At 69.4% G+C, this 25,848-nt stretch carries 27 protein-coding genes; 2 read left to right on the forward strand and 25 right to left on the reverse strand.

Features of this window, described 5'->3' with window-relative positions:
* Positions 1-11 precede the first annotated feature (11 nt).
* The 5 genes from ACZ4LX_RS10600 to rpsB form a co-directional block, all read right to left on the reverse strand.
* The gene (locus ACZ4LX_RS10600; RefSeq protein ID WP_467640787.1) at positions 12-1,097 is read right to left on the reverse strand and encodes a phosphatidate cytidylyltransferase; all 1,086 of its coding nucleotides are present in this window, start codon (positions 1,095-1,097) and stop codon (positions 12-14) included.
* Complete coding sequence (gene frr / locus ACZ4LX_RS10605) at positions 1,097-1,654, reverse strand: ribosome recycling factor (protein ID WP_037690170.1); 558 nt, start codon at positions 1,652-1,654, stop codon at positions 1,097-1,099. The genes ACZ4LX_RS10600 and frr overlap by 1 nt, the downstream gene beginning before the upstream one ends.
* 169 nt (positions 1,655-1,823) lie before the next feature.
* On the reverse strand, positions 1,824-2,600 hold the full coding sequence (pyrH, locus tag ACZ4LX_RS10610; RefSeq protein ID WP_467640791.1) for a UMP kinase: 777 nt from the start codon (positions 2,598-2,600) through the stop codon (positions 1,824-1,826).
* A 158-nt stretch (positions 2,601-2,758) separates the two neighbouring features.
* Complete coding sequence (gene tsf, locus ACZ4LX_RS10615; protein WP_467640794.1) at positions 2,759-3,595, reverse strand: translation elongation factor Ts; 837 nt, start codon at positions 3,593-3,595, stop codon at positions 2,759-2,761.
* Positions 3,596-3,694: 99 nt separating this feature from the next.
* Positions 3,695-4,597, reverse strand: a complete 903-nt coding sequence (rpsB, locus tag ACZ4LX_RS10620) for a 30S ribosomal protein S2 (RefSeq protein ID WP_383772891.1) — start codon at positions 4,595-4,597, stop codon at positions 3,695-3,697.
* A 409-nt stretch (positions 4,598-5,006) separates the two neighbouring features.
* Here rpsB and ACZ4LX_RS10625 point away from each other — a divergent pair, with 409 nt between their 5' ends.
* A complete protein-coding gene (locus ACZ4LX_RS10625; RefSeq protein WP_467641145.1) occupies positions 5,007-5,699 on the forward strand; it encodes a murein hydrolase activator EnvC family protein in 693 nt (230 codons plus the stop codon).
* A 30-nt stretch (positions 5,700-5,729) separates the two neighbouring features.
* Here ACZ4LX_RS10625 and ACZ4LX_RS10630 read toward each other — a convergent pair whose 3' ends face one another.
* From ACZ4LX_RS10630 to ACZ4LX_RS10715, 18 genes are all read right to left on the reverse strand, one after another.
* Entirely contained in the window at positions 5,730-6,305 is a 576-nt protein-coding gene (locus tag ACZ4LX_RS10630) for a TetR/AcrR family transcriptional regulator (protein ID WP_467641150.1), read from the reverse strand.
* Positions 6,306-6,454: 149 nt separating this feature from the next.
* Positions 6,455-7,291: an RNA polymerase sigma factor WhiG gene (gene whiG, locus ACZ4LX_RS10635; RefSeq protein ID WP_467640797.1), complete on the reverse strand. Its 837-nt coding sequence runs from the start codon at positions 7,289-7,291 to the stop codon at positions 6,455-6,457.
* A 290-nt stretch (positions 7,292-7,581) separates the two neighbouring features.
* Positions 7,582-8,895 (reverse strand): DNA-processing protein DprA, encoded by a 1,314-nt coding sequence (gene dprA, locus ACZ4LX_RS10640; RefSeq protein WP_467640800.1) that lies wholly within the window; start codon positions 8,893-8,895, stop codon positions 7,582-7,584.
* The gene (locus tag ACZ4LX_RS10645) at positions 8,892-10,517 is read right to left on the reverse strand and encodes a YifB family Mg chelatase-like AAA ATPase (protein ID WP_467640803.1); all 1,626 of its coding nucleotides are present in this window, start codon (positions 10,515-10,517) and stop codon (positions 8,892-8,894) included. Before ACZ4LX_RS10645 ends, dprA begins: the two co-directional genes overlap by 4 nt.
* Complete coding sequence (locus tag ACZ4LX_RS10650) at positions 10,517-10,876, reverse strand: YraN family protein (protein WP_467640806.1); 360 nt, start codon at positions 10,874-10,876, stop codon at positions 10,517-10,519. The genes ACZ4LX_RS10645 and ACZ4LX_RS10650 overlap by 1 nt, the downstream gene beginning before the upstream one ends.
* An 84-nt stretch (positions 10,877-10,960) precedes the next feature.
* Positions 10,961-11,269, reverse strand: a complete 309-nt coding sequence (locus tag ACZ4LX_RS10655) for a DUF2469 domain-containing protein (protein ID WP_003965949.1) — start codon at positions 11,267-11,269, stop codon at positions 10,961-10,963.
* A gap of 63 nt (positions 11,270-11,332) precedes the next feature.
* Entirely contained in the window at positions 11,333-11,821 is a 489-nt protein-coding gene (locus ACZ4LX_RS10660) for an NUDIX hydrolase (RefSeq protein ID WP_467640809.1), read from the reverse strand.
* Complete coding sequence (lepB, locus tag ACZ4LX_RS10665) at positions 11,811-12,560, reverse strand: signal peptidase I (RefSeq protein ID WP_467640812.1); 750 nt, start codon at positions 12,558-12,560, stop codon at positions 11,811-11,813. Before lepB (ACZ4LX_RS10665) ends, ACZ4LX_RS10660 begins: the two co-directional genes overlap by 11 nt.
* A gap of 49 nt (positions 12,561-12,609) precedes the next feature.
* Positions 12,610-13,716, reverse strand: coding sequence for a signal peptidase I (lepB, locus tag ACZ4LX_RS10670; RefSeq protein WP_467640814.1), 1,107 nt, complete (start codon positions 13,714-13,716; stop codon positions 12,610-12,612).
* A 660-nt stretch (positions 13,717-14,376) separates the two neighbouring features.
* Positions 14,377-15,276 (reverse strand): signal peptidase I, encoded by a 900-nt coding sequence (gene lepB, locus ACZ4LX_RS10675; RefSeq protein WP_467641157.1) that lies wholly within the window; start codon positions 15,274-15,276, stop codon positions 14,377-14,379.
* Entirely contained in the window at positions 15,173-16,252 is a 1,080-nt protein-coding gene (gene lepB, locus ACZ4LX_RS10680) for a signal peptidase I (RefSeq protein ID WP_467640817.1), read from the reverse strand. Before lepB (ACZ4LX_RS10680) ends, lepB (ACZ4LX_RS10675) begins: the two co-directional genes overlap by 104 nt.
* Positions 16,245-17,015, reverse strand: coding sequence for a signal peptidase I (gene lepB, locus ACZ4LX_RS10685; protein ID WP_467640820.1), 771 nt, complete (start codon positions 17,013-17,015; stop codon positions 16,245-16,247). The genes lepB (ACZ4LX_RS10680) and lepB (ACZ4LX_RS10685) overlap by 8 nt, the downstream gene beginning before the upstream one ends.
* A 45-nt stretch (positions 17,016-17,060) precedes the next feature.
* Positions 17,061-17,411 carry a 50S ribosomal protein L19 gene (gene rplS / locus ACZ4LX_RS10690; RefSeq protein WP_467640823.1) on the reverse strand — a complete coding sequence of 117 codons (351 nt, stop codon included), beginning with the start codon at positions 17,409-17,411 and terminating at the stop codon, positions 17,061-17,063.
* A 163-nt stretch (positions 17,412-17,574) separates the two neighbouring features.
* A complete protein-coding gene (gene trmD / locus ACZ4LX_RS10695) occupies positions 17,575-18,396 on the reverse strand; it encodes a tRNA (guanosine(37)-N1)-methyltransferase TrmD (protein ID WP_467640825.1) in 822 nt (273 codons plus the stop codon).
* Positions 18,396-18,998: a ribosome maturation factor RimM gene (gene rimM / locus ACZ4LX_RS10700; RefSeq protein ID WP_467640828.1), complete on the reverse strand. Its 603-nt coding sequence runs from the start codon at positions 18,996-18,998 to the stop codon at positions 18,396-18,398. The genes trmD and rimM overlap by 1 nt, the downstream gene beginning before the upstream one ends.
* Positions 18,999-19,078: 80 nt before the next feature.
* On the reverse strand, positions 19,079-19,318 hold the full coding sequence (locus ACZ4LX_RS10705; RefSeq protein WP_014153811.1) for an RNA-binding protein: 240 nt from the start codon (positions 19,316-19,318) through the stop codon (positions 19,079-19,081).
* A 2-nt stretch (positions 19,319-19,320) separates the two neighbouring features.
* A complete protein-coding gene (gene rpsP, locus ACZ4LX_RS10710) occupies positions 19,321-19,764 on the reverse strand; it encodes a 30S ribosomal protein S16 (RefSeq protein WP_467640831.1) in 444 nt (147 codons plus the stop codon).
* A gap of 158 nt (positions 19,765-19,922) precedes the next feature.
* Positions 19,923-20,516 carry a hypothetical protein gene (locus ACZ4LX_RS10715; protein ID WP_073739095.1) on the reverse strand — a complete coding sequence of 198 codons (594 nt, stop codon included), beginning with the start codon at positions 20,514-20,516 and terminating at the stop codon, positions 19,923-19,925.
* Between the two features lie 578 nt (positions 20,517-21,094).
* Here ACZ4LX_RS10715 and ACZ4LX_RS10720 point away from each other — a divergent pair.
* Complete coding sequence (locus tag ACZ4LX_RS10720; RefSeq protein WP_467640835.1) at positions 21,095-21,949, forward strand: SAM-dependent methyltransferase; 855 nt, start codon at positions 21,095-21,097, stop codon at positions 21,947-21,949.
* Between the two features lie 110 nt (positions 21,950-22,059).
* On the opposite strand, the gene ftsH is transcribed toward ACZ4LX_RS10720, so the two are convergent.
* Positions 22,060-23,976 carry an ATP-dependent zinc metalloprotease FtsH gene (gene ftsH, locus ACZ4LX_RS10725; protein ID WP_467640838.1) on the reverse strand — a complete coding sequence of 639 codons (1,917 nt, stop codon included), beginning with the start codon at positions 23,974-23,976 and terminating at the stop codon, positions 22,060-22,062.
* A 183-nt stretch (positions 23,977-24,159) separates the two neighbouring features.
* The gene (gene ffh / locus ACZ4LX_RS10730; RefSeq protein ID WP_467640840.1) at positions 24,160-25,713 is read right to left on the reverse strand and encodes a signal recognition particle protein; all 1,554 of its coding nucleotides are present in this window, start codon (positions 25,711-25,713) and stop codon (positions 24,160-24,162) included.
* Positions 25,714-25,848 lie beyond the last annotated feature (135 nt).

Below are 25,848 nucleotides of genomic sequence, written 5' to 3' on the forward strand. Positions count from 1 at the left end.
CCGGCGGCATCTCAGCCGGATCCGACGAAGATCACCAGCAGTAGCCAGACCACCGGAGCGGTCGGCAGGAGCGAGTCCAGCCGGTCCATGATCCCGCCGTGCCCGGGCAGCAGCGTGCCCATGTCCTTGATCCCCAGGTCCCGCTTGATCATGGACTCGCCCAGGTCACCCAGGGTGGCGCTGGCGGCGACCGCGAGGCCGAGCAGCAGCCCCTGCCACCACGAGCCGTCGTCGATCATGAACTGCATGCACAGCGCACCGGCCACCATCGCGAAGGCCACGGCTCCGAACAGGCCCTCGCGGGTCTTGCCGGGGCTGATGCGCGGTGCGAGCTTGTGCTTGCCGAACCGCCACCCGACGGCGTACGCGCCGGTGTCGCTGACCACGGTCAGCAGCAGGAAGGTCAGAACCCGCTGAGGTCCGTCGTCGGCGGTCAGGAGCATGGCGACGAAGGTCGCCAGGAACGGTACGTAGAACGCGGCGAAGACGCCGGCCGTGACGTCCCTGAGGTAGTCCTCCGGCGGCTCGGCCATCCGCCAGACGAGCACCGCCAGGGCGGTCAGCGCCATGGCGATCCAGGCGCCCTCGGCACCGCGTGCGTAACCGGCCACGACCATGGCCGCGCCACCGATCGCGAGGGGCACGAGGGGGGCCTTGATGCCCTTGCGTTCCTCCAGCCGGGAGGTGAGCTCCCACAGGCCCACAACAACGGCGATCACGATCACACCGACGAAGACGGCCTGGACGACGAAGAGCGAGGCGATGACGACGGCACCGAGCCCGACGCCGACCCCTATGGCAGCTCCCAGATCACGGCCCGCACGTTTCTTCTGCGGGGGTGGTGGCGCGGTGGACATGGGCTCCTGCGGCTTCTCGTCACGGAACAGGGGGCCGCCGCTCAGGCGTCCGGCCCCCTGGTCCCTGTCATCACGGTCGTCGGCGTCTCTACCTGCGTCGGGAACGTCCGGCACGATGGGCATGGGCCGAGTCTGCTGGGCGTCATGCACATCATATGCAGGACCCGCCGGAGCGGCCCGCATCTCGGGCGCCGCCCGGTGGCCAGCACCCTGCGGGACGCCCCAGGGAGAGTCGTTCATCAGACTTCGAGCAGCTCGGCTTCCTTGTGCTTCAGCAGCTCGTCCACCTGCGCGACGTACTTCGCGGTGGTGTCGTCGAGCTCCTTCTCGGCGCGGCGCACCTCGTCCTCGCCGGACTCCTTGTCCTTGACCAGCTTGTCGAGCGTCTCCTTGGCCTTGCGGCGGACGGCCCGGATCGAGATCTTGGAGTCCTCGGCCTTGGTCTTCGCGACCTTGATGTAGTCGCGACGACGCTCTTCGGTGAGGTCGGGGAAGGTCACCCGGATGATATTGCCGTCGTTGCTCGGGTTGACGCCGAGGTCCGAGTCGCGGATGGCCTGCTCGATGTTGCGCAGCGCGGTCTTGTCGAACGGCGTCACAACGGCCATACGGGGCTCGGGCACCGAGAACGAGGCCAGCTGGTTGATCGGGGTCAGCGCGCCGTAGTAGTCGGCGACGATCTTGTTGAACATCGCCGGGTGCGCACGGCCGGTGCGGATCGCGGCGAAGTCCTCTTTCGCGACCACGACGGCCTTCTCCATCTTCTCCTCGGCCTCGAGGAGGGTTTCTTCGATCACCACGTGCTCCTGCGTGTCTTGAGTGGGCCCGGCGTGCTCGGGCCCGGCGGGTCCTGCGTCGCGTCCTCACCTGCACGGTGTCCGACCGGCAGGCCGTTGTCCATCTTTCGGGGCCGTCCCGTGGGCCCCCGGGATCCCACCGGGTCGCCCCGGCGGAGTCCCCCGGCTGTCAGGCCCGGGTGCCCTGGTCACTCACGAGCGTGCCGATCTTCTCACTCTTGACGGCGCGGGCGATATTGCCCTCGGTCGTCAGCTCGAAGACGAGGATCGGCAGCTGGTTGTCACGGCAGAGCGTGATGGCGGTGGCGTCGGCGACCTTGAGATCGCGGGCGAGCACCTCGCTGTACTCCAGCGCGTCGAACTTCACCGCGCCGGGGTTGGTCTTGGGGTCGGAGTCGTAGACCCCGTCCACGCCGTTCTTTCCCATCAGCAGCGCCTCGGCGTCGATCTCCAGGGCGCGCTGTGCCGCGGTGGTGTCGGTGGAGAAGTACGGCATACCCATGCCGGCGCCGAAGATGACGACGCGCCCCTTCTCCAGGTGCCGTACGGCACGCAGCGGAATGTACGGCTCCGCGACCTGGCCCATGGTGATGGCCGTCTGGACGCGGGAGTCGATGCCCTCCTTCTCCAGGAAGTCCTGGAGTGCGAGGCAGTTCATGACGGTGCCGAGCATGCCCATGTAGTCGGACCGGGCCCGGTCCATGCCGCGCTGCTGGAGCTCGGCACCGCGGAAGAAGTTGCCGCCACCGATGACGATCGCGATTTCCGCGCCGTCGCGGACGACTGCCGCGATCTCGCGGGCGATGGCGTGCACGACGTCGGGGTCGACACCGAGACCCCCGCCACCGGCGAACGCCTCTCCGGACAGCTTCAGCATGAAGCGTCCGCGCACCTTGCCGTCGTCGCGCTTGTGGTCACCTGTTGCGGCGTCCGCGCCCTTGTTCATGGAGATTCTCCTCGTGCACATACGAAGAAGGCCATTGCCGGTGGGTCTGGTGTCCCTCAGCGGCAATGGCCTCCTCGTCAGATCTGCGGTCGTACGGCGGTGTGCGGCCGTCGACTGCACCAGACCCTATCGGGGTCCACCGTTTTTCGCGGACGGACTCAGATGCCGACCTTGATACGCGTGAAGCGCTTCAGGGTGACACCGGCCTCGTCCAGGACCTTCTGGACGGACTTCTTGTTGTCCAGCGCGTACGGCTGGCCAAGGAGGGTGGCCTCCTTGAAGAAGCCGTTGACGCGACCCTCGACGATCTTCGGGAGCGCGGCCTCGGGCTTGCCCTCGGCGCGCGTGGTCTCCTCGGCGACACGGCGCTCGGCCTCGACGACCTCGGCCGGGACGTCCTCGCGGGACAGGTACTTCGGCGCGAAGGCGGCGATGTGCTGGGCGATGCCCTTCGCCAGATCGGCGTCGGCCTTGTCCAGCTCGACCAGGACACCGATCTGCGGCGGCAGGTCGGGCATGGTGCGGTGCATGTACACGGAGACGAAGGCGCCCTCGAACTGCGCGAAGCGGTCCAGGACGATCTTCTCACCGAGGTTGGCGTTGGCCTCGTCCACGTACGCCTGGACGGTCTTGCCGGGCTCGATCTCGGACGCGAGAAGCGCCTCGATGTCGGCCGGGGAGGTCGCGGCGACGTGCGCGGCGAGCGTGTTGGCGACGGCCTGGAACTTGTCACCCTTGGCGACGAAGTCGGTCTCGCACTTCAGCTCGAGCAGAACGCCGGACGTCTTGTCCTCGGAGACGAGGGAGACGACCGCGCCGTTCTCGGCAGAACGGCCTTCGCGCTTGGCGACGCCCTTCTGACCCTTGATGCGGAGGGCCTCGACAGCCCCGTCGACGTTGCCGTCGGCCTCGTCGAGCGCCTTCTTGCAGTCCATCATGCCGGCGCCGGTGAGCTCACGGAGCTTCTTGACGTCAGCGGCGGTGTAGTTCGCCATGAGTCTGTATTTCTCTCTCGAAGTCTGAAAGATCTACGGGTGAACGGCGGGGGCGGTGCTTGTGGCACCGGCCCCCGCCGTCTTCAGCCGTGACGGGTGTCAGGCCTGCTCGGCGTCCGCGGCCGGAGCCTCGGCAGCAGCCTCGGCGGCGGGGGCCTCGGCGGCCTCCGCGTCCGCGACCTTCTCGGTCTCGGCGGAGGTCTGGACCTCGGCGTCGGCCTTCTTGTCGCCCTCGAGCAGGTCACGCTCCCACTCGGCGAGCGGCTCGCCGGCAGCCTTCTCGCCCGGCTTCGAGTCGCCGGTCGCAGCGCCGGAGCGGGCGATGAGGCCCTCGGCGACGGCGTCGGCGATCACGCGGGTGAGCAGGGTGACGGAGCGGATCGCGTCGTCGTTGCCCGGAATCTTGTAGTCGACCTCGTCGGGGTCGCAGTTGGTGTCCAGGATCGCGACGACCGGGATGTGGAGCTTGCGCGCCTCACCGACGGCGATGTGCTCCTTCTTGGTGTCGACGATCCAGACGGCGCTCGGCACCTTCTGCATCTCGCGGATACCACCGAGGGTCTTCTCCAGCTTGGCCTTCTCGCGGGAGAGAACCAGGAGCTCCTTCTTGGTGAGGCCGGAGGCGGCCACGTCCTCGAAGTCGATGAGCTCAAGCTCCTTCAGACGCTGAAGGCGCTTGTAGACGGTGGAGAAGTTGGTGAGCATGCCACCGAGCCAACGCTGGTTGACGTACGGCATGCCGACGCGCGTCGCCTGCTCGGCGATGGCCTCCTGGGCCTGCTTCTTCGTACCCACGAACATGATGGAGCCGCCGTGGGCGACGGTCTCCTTGACGAACTCGTAGGCGCGGTCGATGTACGACAGCGACTGGAGCAGGTCGATGATGTAGATGCCGTTGCGCTCGGTGAAGATGAAGCGCTTCATCTTCGGGTTCCAGCGACGGGTCTGGTGACCGAAGTGGACGCCGCTTTCCAGCAGCTCCCGCATCGTGACGACGGCCATGGCCGTACTCCTTGAGGTGCTCGGTTATCGCGACCGCAGGATTGCTGTCGCGCCTGACGCCCCGACGCGCCGTGCCACGAAGGACCGAGGAGCGCGGCCACCTTCCGCAGAGAGGCAGGTGGCGGGGCGTGCGAAGTCGACCCGGTGACCCGGATCGCCAGAAGAAGTGTACGGGACCCGCCGGGTGCCGGGTGACGGCGATGTCCACAACCGGCCGGTAGTCCACAGATCCGGTCCATGATCCCCACGGATCCGCCGGGCGGGGGACGGTGGCGGCATGCGATTCACTCCTGAACGGACGCGTTCCCGGATCCGCTCCGCCCGCCCTGCCGCGCGCCGCGTGGCGCCGTCCCGCGGGGCCGGGTGGCGGGCCGGCGGGACGGTGGTGGCCGTCGTGGGGTTACTGCTCATGGGGCTGCTCGCGACAGGATTCGGCGGGCTCTACGCCCTGGCGGCAAAGCGGCCGCCCGGGGGCGCGGCAGGGACTGCGGACGGTGCGGGCGTTTGGGGTGGGGCCGAGATGCCGGGAGCCCGGCGCGGAGCGGGGACGTCGGGGGTGTCAGCCGCCGGTTCGCAGGGCGTGGCGGATGGCCATGGCCCCGTGCCGTTGGATCCGGCCGCCGGGCGGGTCTGGCCGCTGAAGGGGCGGCCCCCGGTCCTTCGGGGGTGGGAGCCGCCTGCCACGGAGTACGGGCGGGGGCATCGCGGCGTGGACCTCGGTGGCGGACCGGGTGCGCCGGTGCTCGCGGTCGCTGCGGGGCGGGTGTCCTTCGCGGGCACCGTCGCGGGGCGGGGCGTGGTCGTGATCGAGCTTGCGGGGACGGGCGATCCGCCGCTGCGGACCACGTACGAACCGGTGCGCCCGCAGGTCGAGGAGGGCGAGGAGGTCAGGCCGGGGCAGGTGGTGGCGCTCCTTTCGGCCGGGCCTTCCCACTGCGTGTCCGGCTGTCTGCACTGGGGCCTGCGGCTCGGGGACTCGTATCTGGACCCGCTGTCATTGCTGCCCCCGTCACTGGTGCGACGCGGACCGTCCCGGCTGTTGCCGGTCGCGGGAGTACCCCTGCCCCACCCCGCCGGTCATGGGTTCCATTCACCACGGTGAGCACCTGGGCCGGGGAGCCGACGAGGGCCCTCAGTCCCGGTCGCCTCGAATGCCCCGGACGCCGTTCAGGACCATGGCGACGGCGGTATCCGCGATCACGCCCGGTTCCTCCGCCACGCTCAGCTCGATACGACGGACCGCTGCGTCCACGGAGCCTTGGAGGAGCATGGCCGCGAGCCGGGGCTGATCGTGCCCGAGATCGCTGAGCGCCTCCACGATCATGGCGATCAGACCGCCGTGCGCCGCCCGGATCTTCTCGCGGGCCCCCGCGTCCAGCTCGCTCGCCGAGATCGCGACCACGGCCCGGTGCCGACGGTCGCCGACAAGATCGAGCTGCCGCCGGACGTACGCCTCGATCTTCTCCTCGGGCGTCCCCGCCCGCTCCATCGCACTCTCGACCTCGGCCGCCCACACAGGGAAATCGACGGCGCAGAGCTCTTCGACCACGGCGGCGCGCGAGCGGAAGTACTCGTAGACGGAGGAGCGGGCGAGGCCCGTGCGTTCGGCGAGCGCGGGGAAGGTCAATGCCTCCGTGCCCCCCTCGGACAGCAGGGAGCGCGCTGCGTCCAGGAGGGCGCCGCGCTGCATGGTCCGGTGCTCGGCCACGGAGGCCGCTCGAATCCTGGGCACACCACCACTGTACGGCGGCCGGTGTTCACGAGGGGGCGGGCGGCCTCGGTCGTCGGCCGAAGAGCTTCCCCCGGAGGCTGCCCCGGGAGCTGCCCGGTCCCTCCCCGCCCGTGTCAACGTCCGTGTCAACGTCCTGCGTCGGCCAGCTTCGCGCGCAGTTGCAGCACCGACTTGGTGTGAATCTGGCTGACCCTGCTCTCGGTGACCCCGAGAACATTTCCGATCTCGGCGAGGGTGAGGCCCTCGTAGTAGTAGAGCGTGACGACCGTCTTCTCGCGGTCGGGGAGAGTGTTGATGGCGCGGGCGAGGAGCTGTCTGAGCTCATGGTCCTCGGCCACCTCCACCGGATTGTCGGCGGCCGTGTCCTCCAGCGTGTCCATCAGACTCAGACGGCCGCCTCCGTCACCGCCCACATGGAGCAGCTCCTCCAGCGCGACAACGTTGGCGAGCGACAACTGGCTGAAAACCGCGTGCAGTTCCTCCAGCGCGATGCCCATCTCGGCGGCCACTTCCGCCTCCGAGGGGGTGCGTCGCAGTTGCGCCTCCAGGGTGGCGTAGGCGCGCTCGACCGCTCGCGCCTTCTGGCGCACGGAGCGCGGGATCCAGTCCAGGGCCCGCAGTTCGTCGATCATCGCCCCACGGATGCGGGTGATCGCGTAGGTCTCGAACTTGATCGCGCGCTCGATGTCGAACTTCTCGATCGCGTCGATCAGTCCGAAGACCCCGGAGGAAACGAAGTCCGCCTGCTCGACGTTGGACGGCAGGCCCACGCTCACTCGGCCGGCGACGTACTTCACCAGGGGCGAGTAGTGCAGGATCAGCTGTTCCCGCAGCCGCCCGTCGCCCGTGGTCTTGTACGAACGCCACAACTCGTCGAGCGAGGAGGGGGCGGGCGGGCGCACAGTGCCACGCGCAGCCGGTGGTGCTGCCGCGCGGTCAGACCCGGAGGTGTGCTGGGGCATGTAGTGCCTTGAGCCGTTCTGCTGTGAAGTGCCGGGGGACTTGTGTCTGGGCCGGAATCCTTGTGAGCGTAGCGTGACCGAGTTGTCGCGGTCCGCGCAGGATAAAGGATCGGCGCTGTGCGCTTCCCGGCGAGCGGACATGGAACGTGACGCGGCGGCGGACATGGGCGCGCACCTGGGCGAGGACATGACGGGCCTCCGGGGCCGGCGCCTCACGCGCCGGCCCCGGAGGTGTCACTGACGGATCCACCGAGGTCATCGGCATCACCTTTTCACCCGAATGCCCCAGGTCAAGAACCGCCTCGCCGCGCGTCGCCATTGCATGTGGGCCGCTTCGTCAATCTCCATCCGTCGCCTTCGCGTTCGACGAACCCCAGTGAGTGCAGTTCGTACAGCTTGCCGAGCGCCTCGTCAGCACTTGTGGCGGCGGCACGCGCAACCTCTCGTCCGTTGACGAGCCCATGAGCCGGCAGGGCGTCAAGTACCCTGCCGCAGACGGCGTCCAGGTGATCGCGAGGCAGCATCGGCCCCCGCCTCACAGGGGCCAGATCCCCGATTTCCCCGACCAGTTCGGCGACTTCCGCAGCGTCGGTGACCAGCACGCCCTCACCCCGCAGGAGTTCGTGGACTCCTGCCGACAGACCGCTGGTGGCGGGGCCCGGTACACCCATGGTGTAGCGGCCGAGCCCTTGCGCGCTTCGCGCCGTGACGAGCGAGCCGCTGCGGTACTCGGCCTCGACAACGACGGTTCCCCGCGTCAACGCGGCGATCACTCTGTTCCGGAGGATGAATCGGCTGCGGGTGGGGTGCTCGGCCGGCGGCAGTTCACCGAGGACCAGCCCCTGTTCGACCATGCGTCCGATCAACTCGGTATGACCGCGTGGGTAGGCGACGTCCACCCCGCAGGCCAGGACCGCTATCGTCGCACCACCGGCGGCCAGGGCACCCCGGTGAGCCGCTCCGTCGATCCCGAAAGCCGCGCCCGAGACGACCACCCACCCCCGCTCCGCGAGGCCCGCGCCGAGCGTCGTCGCCATGTGCACCCCGTACGGGGTGCAGGCTCGGGCTCCCACCACGGCGACCGAACGCAACGCCCAGAGCCGTAGGTCGGGCCTCCCTCGCACCCAGAGCCCTGTCGGCCTGGCGTCCCCCAGGTCGTCGAGCTGGCTCGGCCACTCCCGGTCACCCGGGCAGATGAAGCGCCCGCCCGCCGAGGCCACCGCGGCCAGGTCCCGCTCGGGCTCGACGTTCCGGACCCGCAGTCGGTAGCCCGCCAGCCGCCGCGCGGTCATCCCGCTCAGTTGCTCGGCCGATCCGTCCCGGGCGGTGATCCGCCGTATCAGCTCCGCGCCACCGCACTCACGCAGCCAGCGCCCACCCCGGATGTCCCCCGGCTCCATGACCCGGGTCAGTGCCGCCCGCGCCAGCCGCTCCCGATCGCTCACCCCGCCGGGAGAACCGGTCCCGCCGGGAGATCCTGTCCCGCCGGGAGAGCCGGTCCCGCCGGGAATCCGCCGCTCACCGGCCGCCGGCCCGTTCGTGTCTTCCGCCCGCCCCGCTCCCCCGGCGGCGCCCGCGCATTCCCCGGCCCGCTGCCCTGTCATGACGCCCCCGCGGTCATCGAGGCCCCGCGCGGAATGCCGGTCCGCAGCTCCAGGGCCACCCCGATGTCCGAGGCGTCCGGACGGTCGGCTCCGCGCAGATCCGCGACCGTCCACGCCACCCGCAGCACCCGGTCCAGACCACGTGCTGTGAGCATGCCCCGCTCCATGTCCCGCTCGGCCGCCATCAGCGCACCCGGTGCCGCGACCAGCCTGGTCCTCAGCTCATGTCCGGGCACCTCGCTGTTCGTGGTCCACGGGGTGCCCGCCAGGCGCTCCGCGGCCCGCGCCCTGGCCCGGATCACCCGGGCGGCGACCGTCTCGGTCGACTCACCCCGACCGCCCCGGCCGATCAGGTCCGCACGTCTGACGGGGTCCACGGTGACCCGTAGGTCCACCCGGTCCAGCAGCGGCCCCGAGAGCCTGGACTGATACCGGCGGACTGCCGAGGGCGGGCAGTCACACCCCGCCCCGCTCAGGGTGTGCCGCCCGCACGGGCAGGGGTTGGCGGCGAGCACCATCAGGAAGCGCGCGGGCAGTCGCACCACCCCGGCGCTGCGTGCCACCACCACATGCCCCGACTCCAGCGGCTGACGCAACGCGTCCAGTGCGCGTACGGAGAATTCCGGCGCCTCGTCCAGAAAGAGAATCCCACGATGAGCCAGCGAGACGGCTCCGGGCCGGGGCAGCCCGTTCCCCCCGCCGACCAGCGACTGCATGGTCGCGGAGTGGTGCGGTGCGCAGTAGGGCGGGCGGGAGACCAGGGGCTCACCGGGCGGCAGGATGCCGGCCACCGAGTGCACTGCGGTCACCTCAAGGGATTCCTGCCTGTTCAGCGGCGGCAGGATGGCGGGCAGCCGTTCGGCCAGCATGGTCTTGCCCGCTCCTGGCGGCCCTGACAGCAGGAGGTGGTGTCCGCCCGCCGCCGCGACCTCCAGGGCCTTGCGCGGCCGCTCCTGACCCGCGACATCCGCCAGATCGGGCAGGTTGCCGCCGCCCGGTACCGCTCCCCCGGCCGGCCCGGCACCCATCCCGGCGCCGGGCACCATCAGCCCGGCCAGCATGGTGTCGGGGCGGCCCTGGTCGTGGGCCGCCGCCTCGTCGGGCACCGGCTCGTCGCAGAGCACGGCGATCAGCTGCCGCAGGCTCCGGACCCCGAGCACGGAGATCCCTGGCACCAGAGCCGCCTCACCCGCGGTCTGTTCGGGTACGACGACCTGCCGGTACCCGGCCTCCGCCGCGGCCAGGACTGCGGGCAGGACTCCGCGCACCGGCCGCACCCTGCCATCCAGCCCGAGCTCCCCGATCATCACCACGTCGGCGATCGAAGCGGGGTCGATCCGCTCGGCCGCGCCGAGCACGGCGCAGGCGACGGCCAGGTCGAAGCCGGACCCGCCCTTGGGCACCGAGGCCGGGGACAGCCCCACCGTGAGCTTCTTCTGCGGCCACTCCGCCCCGGAATTGACCACGGCAGCCCTGACCCGGTCCCGGCTCTCCACCAGGCTCTTGTCCGGCAGACCCACCAGCGTGAACGCCGCGACCCCGGCCTCCAGGTCCGCCTGGACCTCCACCACCACGCCCTCGACGCCGACCAGTGCCACCGAGCAGGCTCGCGCGAACCCCATCAGGCCACCCCCCGCGCATGCTCGGCGAGGGGCGCGCCGCGCCTGGGCAGCACCACGCCGATCAGGTCGATCCGCACCCCGCCCGGCGGCGGCCCGCCATGGCGGGCCAGCCAGAACTCGGCCAGCCGCCGCAGACGGTCCGCCTTGGCCGGGGTGACCCCGGCCATCGGGTGCTCGAAAGCCCCCACCCTGCGGGTCTTCACCTCGCAGACGACGAGAGCGTCACCGTCCTTCGCGACGATGTCGATCTCGCCGACGCGACAGCGCCAGTTCCGTTCGAGTACGGACATGCCGGCATCGGTCAGCAGCCGTACCGCCAGATCTTCGCCGTACCGCCCGAGTGCCCCCCGTGCGTTCATATCGGCACCACCTCCGGCACCGACTGTGACGCGACCGCCCCCAACTATTGGATCTTGGTGGACAACTCATCCGTTGTGGACAACTCAGCCACCCGGAAGCTCGAGATCGCTCTTGTTGAGCTCCTCGATATTGACGTCCTTGAACGTCAGAACCCGTACCTGCTTGACGAACCGTGCGGGCCGGTACATGTCCCAGACCCAGGCGTCCGCCATGGACACCTCGAAGAAGACCTCGCCCTGGACCGAGTGCACCTGCATCTCGTAGTCGTTGGTGAGGTAGAAGCGCCGTTCGGTCTCGATCACATATTTGAACAGACCGACGACATCGCGGTACTCCCGGTAGAGCTTCAGCTCCATCTCGGTCTCGTACTTCTCGAGGTCCTCGGCGCTCATTGGCATGTTCCCCTTCAGCCGTGCGTTCCCCCATTGTGCGCCAGGGACCGGCTCCTCGGTCGCTCAGGCGATTTCGGGGGCCAGAACCAGCGGTGTACCTGGAGGACCGTCGTCGAGCAGCGTGCGCAGCAGCTCGGCGAGTCTGGTCGGGTACACCGTCTCACGCGCCGCCGACAGTTCGGCGGAGGTCCACCACCTCAGACCCGCGACGCTGCGGCGTTCCAGCCCGGTCTGCCCGCTGGTGTCCGTCGCGGTCTGCGCCGTGCGGGCCAGGAAGTACCACTCGTCCTGGTGCCAGCGCCGCCCGTCGAACGGAAAGGAGCACATCCGCTGCCAGAGCAGCGGGCCCAGAACGACGTCCGTGATCCCGGTTTCCTCGGCCAGCTCCCGCAGGGCGGCCTGCTCCCGGGTCTCGTCGCCCTCCAGTCCGCCGCCCGGAGTGAACCACCAGGTACTCGCCGGGTCCTCCGGCTCGAATCCGTGCATCAGCAGAATGCGGTCGTCCGGATCGAGGAGCACCAGGCGGGCGACCTTGCGCGTCTCAGCGTGCACCGACGGTCGCCTTCCCGTGCTTGTTCCGCTTGGAGCGGGAGGACCGAGCCGCGACCGGCCCGTACGCGGCACCGCCGAGGATGAGCACCACGCCCGCGGCCATGGCAGTGAGCTGAAGCATCAGCGGCCCCTCGGACGACACCCCGCCAGGCAGTGCGGCAAAGGCCTGCGGCCGTCCGATCATGCCGCCCATCGGCCATGCGACGGCATCCACCCGGGCCTGTACGGCGCTGCGCGGCACCGAACCCTGCCCGCCCTCCTCCAGGTGGACCCGGGAGTCCTGCGAGACGCTGCGGTCATCTCCCAGGAGGAAGAGCTTCCCCTTCGGCACCTCGGCCGTGAAATCGATCGCCGAGGCCGGGTCCCCCGACGGGAGATACGTTTCAGCCACGGGTACGCCGTTGACGGTGAGCCGGCCGTCCTTCTCGCAACAGGTGATCTTGTCACCGCCGATACCGACGACCCGCTTCACCATCGGCATGTCGCTCCACGCCTTGTCCGTGAACACCACCACATCGCCCCGGCGCACCTCGCTGCCGTCCACCCGCTGCGCAAGGACCCGGTCGCCGGCGTTCACCGTGGGGGTCATCGACTCGGTCGGCACCGTGTACGGCCGGTACACCACGGCCACCCAGACGAAGCCGCCGAGAAAGAGCACACAGCCGACGGCCACGGCCAGCCCCGACAGCTTGCTGCCGAGACGGCCGTGGCCGTCACCTGTACGTCCTGTTGCACTCATCGCAGCGTCCCCCATCGGAGATCGACAATCGCTGATCCGAGTCGGCACCCTACCCGGCGGTACGTCCGCCGGTCAGCCTCCTGCGCCGCCACAGCACGAGCGGCAGCGCGCCCGCGACACCGAACACCCCGGGGGCCAGGCCCGCCGCGGCATCGATCCCCGACTGGTCGAAGGTGTCCGGGACCGACAGCGCCGACCATCGATTGACCGGCCACGCCACCACCACGGCCCGTCCCACCACGTCATCGACAGGCACGAACCCCTTGGTCGCCTCCTCGGTGTGATAGCGCGAGTCCCAGGAGTTCTGCCGGTGGTCGCCCATCACCCAGATCTTCCCCTCGGGAACCTTGAACGGCCCGAAGGGTTTGTCGTCGCACGCCGAGTCGCCCGGGAAGATGTACGGCTCGTCGAGCGCCTTCCCGTTGACCTTGACGGGACCGCCCTTCGCGCACTCCACGGTGTCGCCGCCGACCGCGATCGTCCGCTTGATGAGGTCCTTCTCCTGGGCCGACGGCATCAGGCCGATGAAGCTCAGGAAGTCCTGGACCACATTCGAATCGGGCGTCGGCTCCCCGGCCAGCCAGTTGTCCGGGTCGTGGAACACCACCACCTCACCGCGCTCGGGCTCCGAGCCGAACCACGGCGTCAGCTTGTCGACCAGCACCCGGTCACCCCGCTGCAGCGTGTCCTGCATCGAGTCCGAAGGAATCGAGAACGCCTGCACCAGAAACGTCTTGATCAGCAACGCGAGAACAAGCGCGATACCGATGAGAAGGGGCAGCTCCTTCCAGAAGGGACGCTGCTTGCGCGCCTTCCTCCCGTCCTTGTCCCCGTCTCCCTCGCCGTCCCCGCTCGCGTCCGTAGTCTTCGTTTCCGCGAGATCGCCCGAACCCGAAGCCTCCCCGAGCCGGTCCGAACCCGAAGCCTCCGCAGGCCCGCCCGAACCCGAAGCCTCCGCAGGCCCATCCGGCCCCGACGCCTCCTCGGGCTTGTCCGAAACCCGGCTCTCCGCAAGCCCATCAGAACCCGGAATCCCCCCGGGCGCATCCGAACCCGGGATCTCCTCCGGCGGACCGGAGGCGGCATCGGCGGGCTGGTCTCGCCACTTCGCAGGCTCTTCGCGTCCAGGTCGTGCACCGGCAGCCATGTCGCTCACGTTCCAGTCCTCACTCTGCGGCCCACACCTGCTCCAGGGTTCGTTGTTCGAGCCCACTGCCTCGAACAACGAACGGGAGTTCCACAGGGGACACCGCGTCCCCGACCGCCGCGTCGTCAGCGGGCCACCAGACATCCCACCACCGAAAACCGCCCTCCGGTCGCTCAGCGTGCTCGCCGAGCGACCGGAGGGCGGTTCAACCGTGCCACCCGGTGCCCGCATAGCGAGCACCGACGTCTTTCCTGACACACCGTACGGCCTCTGCCCCAAGGTCCGCCTCCCGCTGACGGAAGCAGCGCCCCGGTCCCGGCCGTGGCACGCGGCCGCGGGCGTCGCAGCCCCAGGAATGCCCGAGTCAGCAGCGACCCGGAGCGCTTGCGAGGCCCGCACCCACGACGGCTGCGGCTGCGGCTGCGGCAGTAGCACCCATGGCCTTCACCGAGAAATACGTTTCATGTCTTTCCCGAGTGAAGTTATGCAAAATCGACGGAAATGATCGTACGAAAACATCCGGAAATCGACGGTCATTTACTCGGTCTTGCCGATGTCTTGATCACAACGAAATCCCGACATCCCGACGCCCTGCCATCCCGACGCCCTGCCATCCCGGCACCCCGGCAAATCGGCACGACTGAACGAACCACGAAGCACCGTCACTCGCTACCGCCGGCCGGCGTCCCTCTCGGCCCGCCTGCGTCGCCAGAGAACGAGCGGCACGGCTCCGGCGAAGCCGATCGCGCCGGGCGCCGCGGCCATCGCGGCGTTCAGCCCCGGCTGGTCGAAGGTCTTCGGAACCGGCAGGGTCGCCCAGCGGTTGATCGGCCACGCCACGACGATGGCCCGGCCGACGACCTCGTCGTTGGAGACCGTGCCGCCACCCGGCAGTTCCTGGTGGAATCGGGAGTCGAGCGAGTCCTGGCGGTGGTCGCCCATGACCCAGATACGGCCCTCGGGCACCTTGATCGGGCCGAAGGGCTTGTCGTTGCAAGGTGTGTTGCCCGGGAAAATGAACGACTTCTCGTCCAGGGCCTTGCCGTTGACCACGACCGGGCCGTTCGTCTTGCATTCCACCGTGTCGCCGCCGATCGCGATGACCCGCTTGATCAGGTCCTTCTCCTCGACGGACGGCATCAGTCCGATGAAGCTGAGGACCTTCTGGACCACATTCGGATGGACCTGCGGGGTGTCGTTCAGCCAGCCGCCCGGGTCGTGGAACACCACCACCTCACCGCGCTCGGGCTCCGAGCCGAACCACGGCGTCAGCTTGTCGACCAGCACCCGGTCACCCCGCTGCAGCGTGTCCTGCATCGAGTCCGAAGGAATCGAGAACGCCTGCACCAGAAACGTCTTGATCAGCAACGCGAGAACAAGCGCGATACCGATGAGGAGAGGCAGCTCCTTCCAGAAGGAGCGGGGCTTGTTCCGCGCCGTGCTGCCGCTGCTCGGGGTGCTGTCGTCATTCTCCGTCGAGTCCGCCGCGGCCCCGGCGGACTCGGCGTTCCCCGGATTCTCCGGCCGGTCCTCGGGTTCGCCGTGTCCGGATCGTGCGCCGACCGCCAAATCCCCCACATCCACTCCTTATTCCGTGCCACCGCCTGCGCCCCAGCCGGTGCAGGCCCACCACTCCCATAACGAGCGGGAGTTCCGCAGGGGTCGGGAGCCGGATCAATCCGTTGGGATCCGGGGACACACTATTCGACGGTCCGGGGCCTGCCGCCGTCCCGGCACGCGCGTCCGGGACCGAGGAGAACGCCGAACGTTCCTCCAGTCCACGCCAGTGTCCGAAGGGCCAGGCGATCACCACGGCCCGCCCCACGACCGCATCCTCGGAAACCGTGCCGTTACCCGTCTTGTCCAGATGGAAGCGTGAATCAGCGGAATTGGAGCGATGGTCCCCCATCACAAAGATTCTTCCGGCTGGAACCTTTACCTCGAATTTGATCGTGGAGGGCGAATCACCGGGATAGATGTAGGGCTCGTCGACTGCTACCCCATTGACGATGAGCCTGCCGTCCTTCCCGCAGCACCTCACCGTGTCGCCACCGACGGCGACCACCCGCTTGATCAGATCCTGCTCGTCGTCGGACGGCAGCAGTCCGATGAAGGTCAGCGCCTGCTTCACCTGCTTGATGACGACGGGCGACTCCTCCGACTTCTCCACAGGGTTCGGCGGCGGCCAGTCCGAAGGGTTCTTGAACACAACGACATCGCCGCGCTGCGGCTTGGACCCGAACCAGGGCGTCAGCTTGTCCACGAGTACCCGGTCACCGATCCGGATGGTCTGTTCCATCGACCCCGACGGGATCACGAAGGCCTGTACCAGAAAGGTCTTGAGGATCAGCGCGATCACCAGGGCGACGGTGATGAGGAGCGGGATCTCCCTCACCGCCGACCTTCGCCGCTTCCGCTTCACCTTGCGGGCCAGCTTGCGCCGCTCCGCGCGAGTGGGCAGCGAACGCGGAGTCGTCGGCCGGGTGCCCGTGGGCAGCGGAGTCTCCGGATCCGCTGCTCCGTGCCTCCGCCCGCGGTTACCCATGCGCCGAACCGGGCGCCGGTATTCCGTCGAAGGCAGCGGTGTCCGGAACCGATCCCAGCCGGCCCAGCGGCCAGCCGAACCAGTCGGCCCGGCCGATCACCTTCTCGACCGGCACCATGCCGCCGCCCGGTTCACCCAGGTGGTCACGGGAGTCGCGGGAGTTGCTCCGGTGGTCGCCCATCATCCACAGCTTGCCGTCGGGCACGACAATGTCGAAGGCCACTCGGGACGGCGCGTCCCCCGCGAACAGGTAGTCCTCGTTCACGGGCCGGCCGTTCACCTCGACTTGTCCGCGCTTGTCGCAGCAGACCACCCGGTCACCCCCCACACCCACCACTCGCTTCACGAAGTCGGTCTCGGCGGGCTCCGCGAGCCCGAGGGAAGCCGCTGCTCCGTGCAGCAGGCCGGTCACCGGGTTCTCCGGCGGGGTCTCCCGGACGAAGGAGCCGGTGCCGTCGAAGACCACCACATCGCCGCGCTGGGGTACGGAGCCGAAACGGTACGCCAATTTGTTGACGAGCACCCGGTCCCCGACCCGCAACGTGGACTCCATCGAGCCGCTGGGAATCAGATAGGGCTGCACCACGAAGTTACTGAAGAGCAGCACACAGACCGAGCCGACAGCACCGAGCGCAAGGGTGCGCCGCCACGACATCGAGGTGACCCACCGGCTCGGGATACGCGAGGAGCGCGCCCCCTCCTCCGTTCCCGTAGCGGGTGCGGAGGAGCGGTCGCGCTCCTGGGGCTTTGCTTCCGTGTCCATCGGGGCCAGAGCTTATCCGGCCGTCCTGTGGACCTGGGAATCAGCTCAGCGGTCGCGCTTCTCCTTGATCTTCGCGGCCTTGCCGCGCAGCTCACGGAGGAAGTACAGCTTGGCGCGGCGGACGTCACCGCGGGTGATCAGCTCGATCTTCTCGAAGATCGGGCTGTGCACCGGGAAGGTGCGCTCGACGCCGACGCTGAAGGAGACCTTGCGGACCGTGAAGGTCTCGCTGACGCCGGCGCCCTGGCGGCGGATGACAACGCCCTTGAACTGCTGGATACGGGAGCGGTTGCCCTCGATCACGCGGACGTGGACGTTGACGGTGTCGCCGGGGCGGAACGCCGGGACGTCGGTGCGCACCGAAGCGGCATTGACGTCATCGAGCAGGGAAGCCATGGTGTCTGCTTTCTTCGCCGATGCCACAGGTCATCGACGGGAGAGTGGTGAGTTCAGAGTGCTGATCGCGTCGGACGGGCGTCGGGACCACCCCCCGTATGAGAGGGAACGCAGTGGCCGCTTTCCCCCTGTGGCAGGGGCGCACGCGGACGTACAGCAGCGGCTATTGTTCCACGGCTTGGGGCCTGCGCCAAAATCGGCCGCCGGGCTCCGGTGACCAGCCCAGGATGGAGAGCATCTCGCGGTCCTTCTTGTCGAAGGCCGTCGCCTCGCAGCGCTCGATCAGATCGGGCCGGTTGAGTGCGGTACGACGGAAGGCCTCGTCCCGGCGCCAGCGCGCGATCCGCCCGTGGTGGCCGCTGAGCAGCACATCCGGGATCTCCCGGCCGCGCCACTCGGGCGGCTTGGTGTAGACGGGACCCTCCAGCAGGTTCGCCATCGCTCCGGGCGCGAAGGAGTCGTCCCGGTGCGACTCGGCGTTGCCGAGTACGCCGGGCAGCAGCCGGGCCACCGCCTCCGTGATCACCAGCACCGCGGCTTCGCCGCCGGCCAGCACGTAGTCGCCGATGGACACCTCGACGACCAGCATCCGGGTCGCGTACTCCTCCGTCACCCGCCGGTCGATGCCCTCGTAGCGGGCCGGGGTGAAGATCAGCCACGGTCGCTCGGAGAGCTCGACGGCCAGCTCCTGGGTGAAGGGCCGGCCGCTCGGCGTGGGGACCACCAGCACGGGGGTGTGCGCCCCTGCCTCGTATCCGTCCGCCAGGGTCTCGTCCAGCGCTTCGCCCCATGGCTCGGTCTTCATGACCATGCCGGGACCTCCGCCGTAGGGGGTGTCGTCGACCGTGTTGTGGCGGTCGTACGTCCACTCCCGCAGGTCATGCACATGCACGTCGAGGCGCCCGCGCGCGCGGGCCTTGCCCACGAGCGAGACGTTCAGCGGTTCCAGGTACTCGGGGAAGATCGTGACGACGTCGAGGCGCATCAGACGTCTTTCCCGGATTCGGCGGAACCCGCCTCGGCGGACCCGGACCCGGCCGCCGCGTCCTCGTCCCGCGTGGACACCACGATCGCCTCGCTCTCGTCGATCAGACCCGGCGGCGGCGTGATCACCGCGCGCTGCTCCTCCAGGTCGATCTCGGTGACGATCTCCTCGACGAACGGGATCATCACCTCGGTGCCGTCGGGACGCTCCACGATGAAGAGGTCCTGGGACGGCAGGTGCGTGATCTCGGTGATCCGGCCGATCTCGGTGCCGTCGGCGAGGACCACGTCCAGATCCATCAGCTGATGGTCGTAGAACTCCTCGGGATCCTCCGGGAGCTCCGCCGGATCCACATCGGCGATCAGCAGCGTGTTGCGCAGCGCCTCGGCGGCCGTACGGTCCCGTACTCCTTCGAAGCGGAGCAGCAGCCTGCCGCTGTGCACCCGGCCGGTCTCGATCGTCAGCGGCCCGGCCGAGGCCGGCTCGGTGGCCAGTACGGCGCCGGGCCCGAGCCGGAGCTCCGGCTCGTCCGTACGCACCTCGACGGTGACCTCGCCCTTGATCCCGTGGGCGCGACCGATCCGTGCGACTACCAACTGCACCTTGTGTCTCTCCTGTCGTACGACGACGGGCCGGGGTGGGCTCATGGCCCTCCCCGGCCCGTGCCGGTGTTCAACTCTTGTCAGCGAACCTGATCCACATCGACGAGGTCGACGCGGATACCACGGCCGCCGATGGCGCCCACGACGGTACGCAGCGCGCGTGCGGTGCGACCGTTGCGGCCGATCACCTTGCCAAGGTCATCGGGATGGACCCGGACCTCGAGCACACGTCCACGGCGCAGATCACGCGAGGCGACCTGCACGTCGTCGGGGTTGTCAACGATGCCTTTCACGAGGTGCTCGAGAGCCTCCTCGAGCATGCTCAGGCCTCGGTCGACTCGGCGGGCGCAGCTGCCTCAGCAGCGTCGTCCGCCTTCTTGTCGGCCTTCTTCGCCTTCTGCGTGATGGCCTCGCCCTTGGACTCCTCACCGATGTCCTTGGTGAGAGCCTCGAACAGGGCGCGCTTGTCAGCCTTGGGCTCCGGCTGCAACAGCGGCGCGGGGGCCGGGAGGCCCTTGTGCGCCTGCCAGTCACCGGTGAGCTTCAGGATCGCGAGAACCGGCTCGGTCGGCTGGGCGCCGACGGACAGCCAGTACTGCGCGCGCTCTGCGTTGACCTCGATGCGCGAGGGGTTCTGCACCGGGTGGTACAGGCCGATCTCCTCGATCGCCCGGCCATCACGGCGGGTGCGGGAGTCGGCGACGACGATGCGGTAGTGAGGCGAACGGATCTTGCCCAGACGCTTCAGCTTGATCTTGACTGCCACGGAAGTGGTGTCTCCTGGTCTATGACGTGGTTGGGCACAACGTAGATGCCACGTGGGGTTGCGGTACTCGGAGTGCCCGATGGACGCGTCAGCCGGAGGAGAGAGGGGTCCTATGCGACTGTCGAGTACAGCTAGCCATTGTGCCACACCACATCGCCTCACCCCACCGCGACCACTGCTTCCGGGATCCGGAAGGGCTTTCCGCAGCCGCCGCAGACGATCGGGGCCTGTGCGAGGACCGACGGAACGACGCGCACATTGCGGCCGCAGTCGCAGACGGCCTTCACCCGCACACCTCCTCCGGAGGAGCCGTGCCGGGCCGCGGGGCCCCGGAAGGAGCGCTTGGTGTCGGCGGCGGTGGCGACGGTGTGCGCCTTGAGGGCGCGCTGCAGCCGTTCCATCGTCGGCCGGTACCGGCGCTTGGCTTCGGGGTTGAGCGTGACCAGCGAGAAGCCACTGCTGGGGTGGGGTTCCTCGGCGTGATCGAGGCCCAGCTCCTCGGCGATCGCGAGGAATCGACGGTTGTGGTATCGGCCGGCGCGCGAGGTGTCGCGGACACCTCTGGCGGCGGCAATGCCATGGACTGCCTCATGGAGCAGTCGCTCGAAGGAGAGCTCGGCGCCACAGGCGGACGAGGACTCTCCGATAAGGGACTCGGGCGCGGCTAGATCGGGCAGCTCGGGGTGGTACCGCTGAATGTCGGCCCACGCCTGTGCCAGCTCTGCGGCAAGTACAGGTGGTGTCGTGCTCACGTCGTGACAACGAGCGCGAGTGCCCCGGTGTTCCGATTCCGGGCCATCCCAAATATTTTGCACGTACCAGTCAGTTGCCGTTCATACGTCCTGACGAGGGCGGGTGCGCTGATCTGCGGAGAAGACTCACAGCTCACGCCAAGGTGGTACGTAGCGTCGCGTACGCCGGGGCGTAGACGGCGCGTACGCGCCCACCCGTCGGTGATGCGGGGCGCCGGGCGTGGAGACCCGACACTACCCGGCTCGCACGCGCCCCGCGGCCCCGTCCCCCGAGCAGCCCCGGAACCCGGTCCCCGCACGGCACGGAGCCCTCGACGTGCCCACCCCCGCCCGACGGGTGAGACTGGGACGGCGGCGCGGGAGAGCACGCCCCCGGGCACCGGGGTCATTCGGGTGCCCGGTCCCGGCCCGTCGGCCGCCACCGCCGGCAACCACGGCCCGCAGACCCCTGGACGCGGAGGCGGATGCGCAGTTCTCTGGCATACGGGGGAAGCGCGGACGCACGGCCACGGGGAGATCGTCCATTCCGGCACGACTCATCGGCATGACCGGCATCTCGGCTGATTGGGGCACATTCCATGACACCCACGCTCGTCCGGCACCACTCGCAGGCGAAGCCGTCGGCGCCCGTGGACACCGGTTCCCGTGCCCGTGACTGGGCCGAGATCCAGGAGCGGATGCTCGCACCGCTCTACGAAGCGGTGTACACGCGGCTCGAAGTCGGCCCCGCCACGCGCATGCTCTCGCTCGGCTGCGGATCCGGGCTCGCGCTGCTGATCGCGGCCGGCCGCGGGGCCCGCGTCACCGGCGTCGACGCCGATCTCGAACGTCTGGCGCTCGCCCGGATCCGGCTGCTGCCCGGCCCGGAGGACGGGCGGGGGCCAGGGGCCGCCGAACCGCAGCTGCTGGAGTCCCTTCCCGCCCCGGTGTCCAGCCACGAGCCCTACCACCTGATCACCGCCTTCACCCCGATCGGCTGCTCCCCCGGCGACGGCGAGGAGCTGGTGAGGACGCTGGGTGCCGCCACCGCCTCGGCGGAGCGACGCAGCACGGTCGTGCTGACCGGTTGGGGGCCGCCCGAGCGGTGCGCGACCGATGCCGTGCTGCGGGTGGCTGCCCGGCTCGCGGAGGGCCCGGACGCGGCGCGGGGCGCGAGCGGGCGCGGAGCGCGGCGGGACGATCTGGAGAACGTGGCGTTCCGGTCCGGTCTGAAGCCGGACGGGTCGGGGCGGGTGGCGTGCCCGTTCGGCTACGCGGACATGGACAGCGCGGTACGGGGCCTGCTGTCGACGCGGCTCTTCGACGCCGCCATGGAGGCGACGGACCGGTCGCAGGTCGAGAAGGAGGTCTCGGAGGCTCTGCGTCCGCATCTGCGCCGGGACGGCACGGTGTGGATGCCGAATGTGTTCCGCTACCTCGTCTGCACCACGTAGGGACCTCACGGTGTCTGCACCACGTAGGACCTCACGGTGTCTGCACCACGTAGGACCTCACGGTGCCGGTCCCTGTGCGGGCCGGCCCTGCGGGCCGGACTCCGGAGGCCCTACTTCGACAGCCGGGTGATCCCTGCCGCCCGGTAGGCGTCCGCCTCGTCCAGGGTCTCGCTCGCCAGCAGCGTCGTGGCCAGTGAGTCCAGCCGGTCCCGGTTCTCGCGGAGCAGCCGGCAGGCGTCCTCGTAGCACTCGTCGACGATGCGCCGCATCTCGCCGTCCACCGCGTCCAGCGTCGAAGGCGCCGCCGACAGGCCGTACGCCTGCTGGGCGTCGCCGGGGATCGCCGTCAGCCGGCCCACCTTGTGGCTCATACCCCAGCGGCCCACCATGCCCCGGGCCAGCTGGGTGACCTGTTCCAGATCGCTCTCCGCACCGGTGGTGATGACGCCGAACACCACCTGCTCGGCCGCCATCCCGCCGAGCGCGCCGATGATCCGGCCGCGCAGGTACTCCTCGGTGTACGCGTACTTGTCGGCGTCCGGGGTCGAGAGAGTGACGCCCAGCGCACGCCCGCGCGGCACGATGGTGACCTTGCGGACCGGGTCCGAGCCCGGCTGGACCATCCCCAGCAGCGCGTGCCCGCTCTCGTGGTAGGCGGTCCGGCGACGCTCCTCGTCCGACATGACGAGTGAGCGCTCCGCCCCGAGCTGCACCTTCTCCAGCGCGTCCGAGAAATCGGCGCCGTTCACCTCGTGCTGCCCCCGCTTCACGGCGAGGAGCGCGGCCTCGTTGGCGAGGTTGGCGAGATCGGCGCCGGTCATTCCCGGGGTCGTACGGGCCACCTGGGCCAGGTCCACGTCCCCCGCCACCGGGATCTGCCGGGTGTGGATCTCCAGGATCGCCTCCCGGCCCTTCTTGTCCGGCGGACTGACCTGAACGATCCGGTCGAAGCGGCCGGGCCGGGTGAGCGCCGGGTCGAGTACGTCGGCGCGGTTGGTCGCCGCGAGCACCACCACTCCCTCCGAGCCGGAGAAGCCGTCCATCTCCGTGAGGATCTGGTTGAGCGTCTGTTCGCGCTCGTCGTGCCCGCCCATGCCCGATCCGCCGCCGCGGGCCCGTCCGATGGTGTCGATCTCGTCGATGAACACGATGGCCGGGGCGACCTTGCGGGCCTCGGCGAACAGTTCCCGGACCCGGCCGGCCCCGACCCCGACGATCATCTCGATGAACTCGGAGGCCGAGGCCGAGAAGAACGGCACCCCCGCCTCTCCCGCGACCGCCCTCGCCAGCAGCGTCTTGCCCGTGCCGGGAGGGCCCGCCAGCAGCACTCCCCCGGGCATCCGGGCGCCCATCCGCCGGTAGGCGTCCGGGTTCTTCAGGAAGTCGACGACATCGTTGAGCTCGCCCTCGACCTCGTCGATGCCCGCCACGTCCTTGAACGTCGTACGCCGGTCTCCCTCCAGCTCGACCGGTTTGGGCGGGGCCTTGCGGCCGAACCCGCCCATTCCGCCGCCCATCCCACCGCGCGACATCCGCCGGGCGATGAACACCCACAGCAGGACCAGCAGCAGCATCGGCGCCAGCGAGATCAGCAGGTTGGCCAGGAAGCTCCGTTCCTTGACGACCGGTTCGGCGGTGACCGTGACGCCGTCCTTGACCAGCTCCCCCCAGAGGTTGTCGTCGGCGAAGGCGGGCCGCTGTGTGACGAACTTGGTGTACTTGTCGTCGCTGCCCGGGACCTTCGCCTCCTTCTTCAGCTGCCCCTGGATGGCATCGCCCTTGGAGTAGATCTTGGAGACATTGCCCGAGGTGACCTGCTTGCTGAACTCCGTGTACGCGATCGTCGGCTCGTCCTTGCCGTTGAAGAAGGAGAGCACCAGGTTGGCGATCAGATAGACGGCGAGCGCGGTCAGCAGAAGTCGGCCCCAGCCTCCCGGCATCTTCCGTCCGGGGGGCGGGGGCTTCGGTGCGCCCTCGGAACGCCAGGGCTGGTCGGTGCGGTCGCGGGGAGGTACGGGGTTGGTCACGCGGTCTCCTCTGCCGACAGCCGTTGAGCCGACATTAAGGGAGAATCGCGGACGAAGCCCTCGGAGCGGTGGTCCGCTGGGCCCATGGAGGGATTCCCGCGAGGGCCTTCACCCCCGTACACGCCCGAGGGGGCGCCCGCGGTGAAGCGGGCGCCCCCTCGGGGACGTGACTCGGCAGGCCGCTCAGCCCATGAACTTCTTGAACTCGTCCGGCAGCTCGAAGTTCTTGTCGGCCTGGCCGGCGGGCAGCCCGAGCGCGCCGCCCTGGGCCGCCTGCTCGCGGCGGGCCGCCTCGGCCGCTTCCTCGGCCTTGCGCTTCATCGGGTTACCGCTCTTGCGCTTGCCCTTGGCCTGCTTGACCTGCTTCTTCTGCCGGCCGGGGCCGCCGCCCATGCCCGGCATCCCGGGCATCCCCGGCATGCCGCCGCCCTGGGCCATCTTCGACATCATCTTGCGGGCCTCGAAGAACCGCTCGACCAGGTTCTTCACGGCGCTGACCTCGACACCGGAGCCCCTGGCGATACGGGCCCGCCGAGAGCCGTTGATGATCGTCGGCTCGGCGCGCTCCTTCGGGGTCATCGACTTGATGATCGCGGCGGTGCGGTCGACGTCGCGCTCGTCGATGTTGTTGATCTGGTCCTTGATCTGCCCCATGCCGGGCAGCATCCCGAGCAGCTTGGAGATGGAGCCCATCTTCCTGACCTGCTCCATCTGGGCCAGGAAGTCGTCGAGCGTGAAGTCCTTTCCGCCCTTGCTGGACGCCAGTTTGGAGGCCATTTGAGCGGCCTCTTCCTGGCTGAAGGTCTTCTCCGCCTGCTCGATCAGGGTGAGCAGGTCACCCATGTCGAGGATGCGGGACGCCATGCGGTCGGGGTGGAAGGCGTCGAAGTCCTCAAGCTTCTCGCCGTTCGACGCGAACATGATCTGCTTGCCCGTGACATGGGCGATCGACAGGGCCGCACCACCGCGGGCGTCACCGTCGAGCTTGGAGAGCACCACGCCGTCGAAGCCGACGCCGTCCCGGAAGGCCTCGGCGGTGTTGACCGCGTCCTGGCCGATCATCGCGTCGACGACGAAGAGGATCTCGTCGGGGCTGACGGCGTCGCGGATGTCCGCGGCCTGCCGCATCAGCTCCTGGTCGATGCCGAGACGGCCGGCGGTGTCGACGATGACGATGTCGAACTGCTTGGACCGGGCGTACTCGATCGAGTCCTTGGCGACCTGGACCGGGTCGCCGACGCCGTTGCCCGGCTCCGGCGCGTACACCGCCACTCCGGCGCGGTCGGCGACGACGCTCAGCTGGTTGACGGCGTTGGGGCGCTGGAGGTCACAGGCGACGAGCAGCGGGGAGTGGCCCTGGCCCTTGAGCCAGACACCGAGCTTTCCGGCGAGGGTCGTCTTGCCCGCACCCTGGAGACCCGCGAGCATGATCACGGTGGGGGCGGTCTTGGCGAACCGCAGCCGCCGGGTCTCGCCACCGAGGATGGAGACGAGCTCCTCGTTGACGATCTTGATCATCTGCTGCGCAGGATTCAGCGCCTGGGAGACCTCGGCGCCGCGCGCCCGCTCCTTGACCTTGGCGATGAAGGACCGGACGACGGGGAGCGCGACATCGGCTTCCAGCAGGGCGATACGGATCTCGCGAGCCGTGGCGTCGATGTCCGCCTCGGACAAGCGGCCCTTGCCCCTGAGGTTCTTGAAAGTCGCGGCAAGGCGGTCGGAGAGAGTATCGAACACGGCGCTCGTCGGTCCTCAGGGTCGGGGGTGTGGGCAGGTAGTCGTCCCCCAGGGTATCCGGCTCCGGCGAGCGGCCGGCCTCGCCCGTCGTATTCGGCGTGCGAGGTCGGCCATCCCCGCGGCCGACGGGGAGGG

It is taken from the genome of Streptomyces sp. NPDC026062, assembly GCF_055568375.1.

Excerpts from the sequence above, each read along its gene's own strand:
- ACZ4LX_RS10600 (WP_467640787.1), bottom strand. The coding sequence starts at position 1,097 with ATGAACGACTCTCCCTGGGGCGTCCCGCAGGGTGCTGGCCACCGGGCG.
- pyrH (WP_467640791.1), bottom strand. The coding sequence starts at position 2,600 with ATGAACAAGGGCGCGGACGCCGCAACAGGTGACCACAAGCGCGACGAC.
- tsf (WP_467640794.1), bottom strand. The coding sequence starts at position 3,595 with ATGGCGAACTACACCGCCGCTGACGTCAAGAAGCTCCGTGAGCTCACC.
- rpsB (WP_383772891.1), bottom strand. The coding sequence starts at position 4,597 with ATGGCCGTCGTCACGATGCGGGAGCTGCTGGAAAGCGGCGTCCACTTC.
- ACZ4LX_RS10625 (WP_467641145.1), top strand. The coding sequence starts at position 5,007 with ATGGGGCTGCTCGCGACAGGATTCGGCGGGCTCTACGCCCTGGCGGCA.
- whiG (WP_467640797.1), bottom strand. The coding sequence starts at position 7,291 with ATGCCCCAGCACACCTCCGGGTCTGACCGCGCGGCAGCACCACCGGCT.
- dprA (WP_467640800.1), bottom strand. The coding sequence starts at position 8,895 with ATGACAGGGCAGCGGGCCGGGGAATGCGCGGGCGCCGCCGGGGGAGCG.
- ACZ4LX_RS10645 (WP_467640803.1), bottom strand. The coding sequence starts at position 10,517 with ATGGGGTTCGCGCGAGCCTGCTCGGTGGCACTGGTCGGCGTCGAGGGC.
- ACZ4LX_RS10650 (WP_467640806.1), bottom strand. The coding sequence starts at position 10,876 with ATGAACGCACGGGGGGCACTCGGGCGGTACGGCGAAGATCTGGCGGTA.
- ACZ4LX_RS10655 (WP_003965949.1), bottom strand. The coding sequence starts at position 11,269 with ATGAGCGCCGAGGACCTCGAGAAGTACGAGACCGAGATGGAGCTGAAG.
- lepB (WP_467640812.1), bottom strand. The coding sequence starts at position 12,560 with ATGAGTGCAACAGGACGTACAGGTGACGGCCACGGCCGTCTCGGCAGC.
- lepB (WP_467640817.1), bottom strand. The coding sequence starts at position 16,252 with ATGGGTAACCGCGGGCGGAGGCACGGAGCAGCGGATCCGGAGACTCCG.
- lepB (WP_467640820.1), bottom strand. The coding sequence starts at position 17,015 with ATGGACACGGAAGCAAAGCCCCAGGAGCGCGACCGCTCCTCCGCACCC.
- rplS (WP_467640823.1), bottom strand. The coding sequence starts at position 17,411 with ATGGCTTCCCTGCTCGATGACGTCAATGCCGCTTCGGTGCGCACCGAC.
- trmD (WP_467640825.1), bottom strand. The coding sequence starts at position 18,396 with ATGCGCCTCGACGTCGTCACGATCTTCCCCGAGTACCTGGAACCGCTG.
- ACZ4LX_RS10705 (WP_014153811.1), bottom strand. The coding sequence starts at position 19,318 with ATGCTCGAGGAGGCTCTCGAGCACCTCGTGAAAGGCATCGTTGACAAC.
- ACZ4LX_RS10720 (WP_467640835.1), top strand. The coding sequence starts at position 21,095 with ATGACACCCACGCTCGTCCGGCACCACTCGCAGGCGAAGCCGTCGGCG.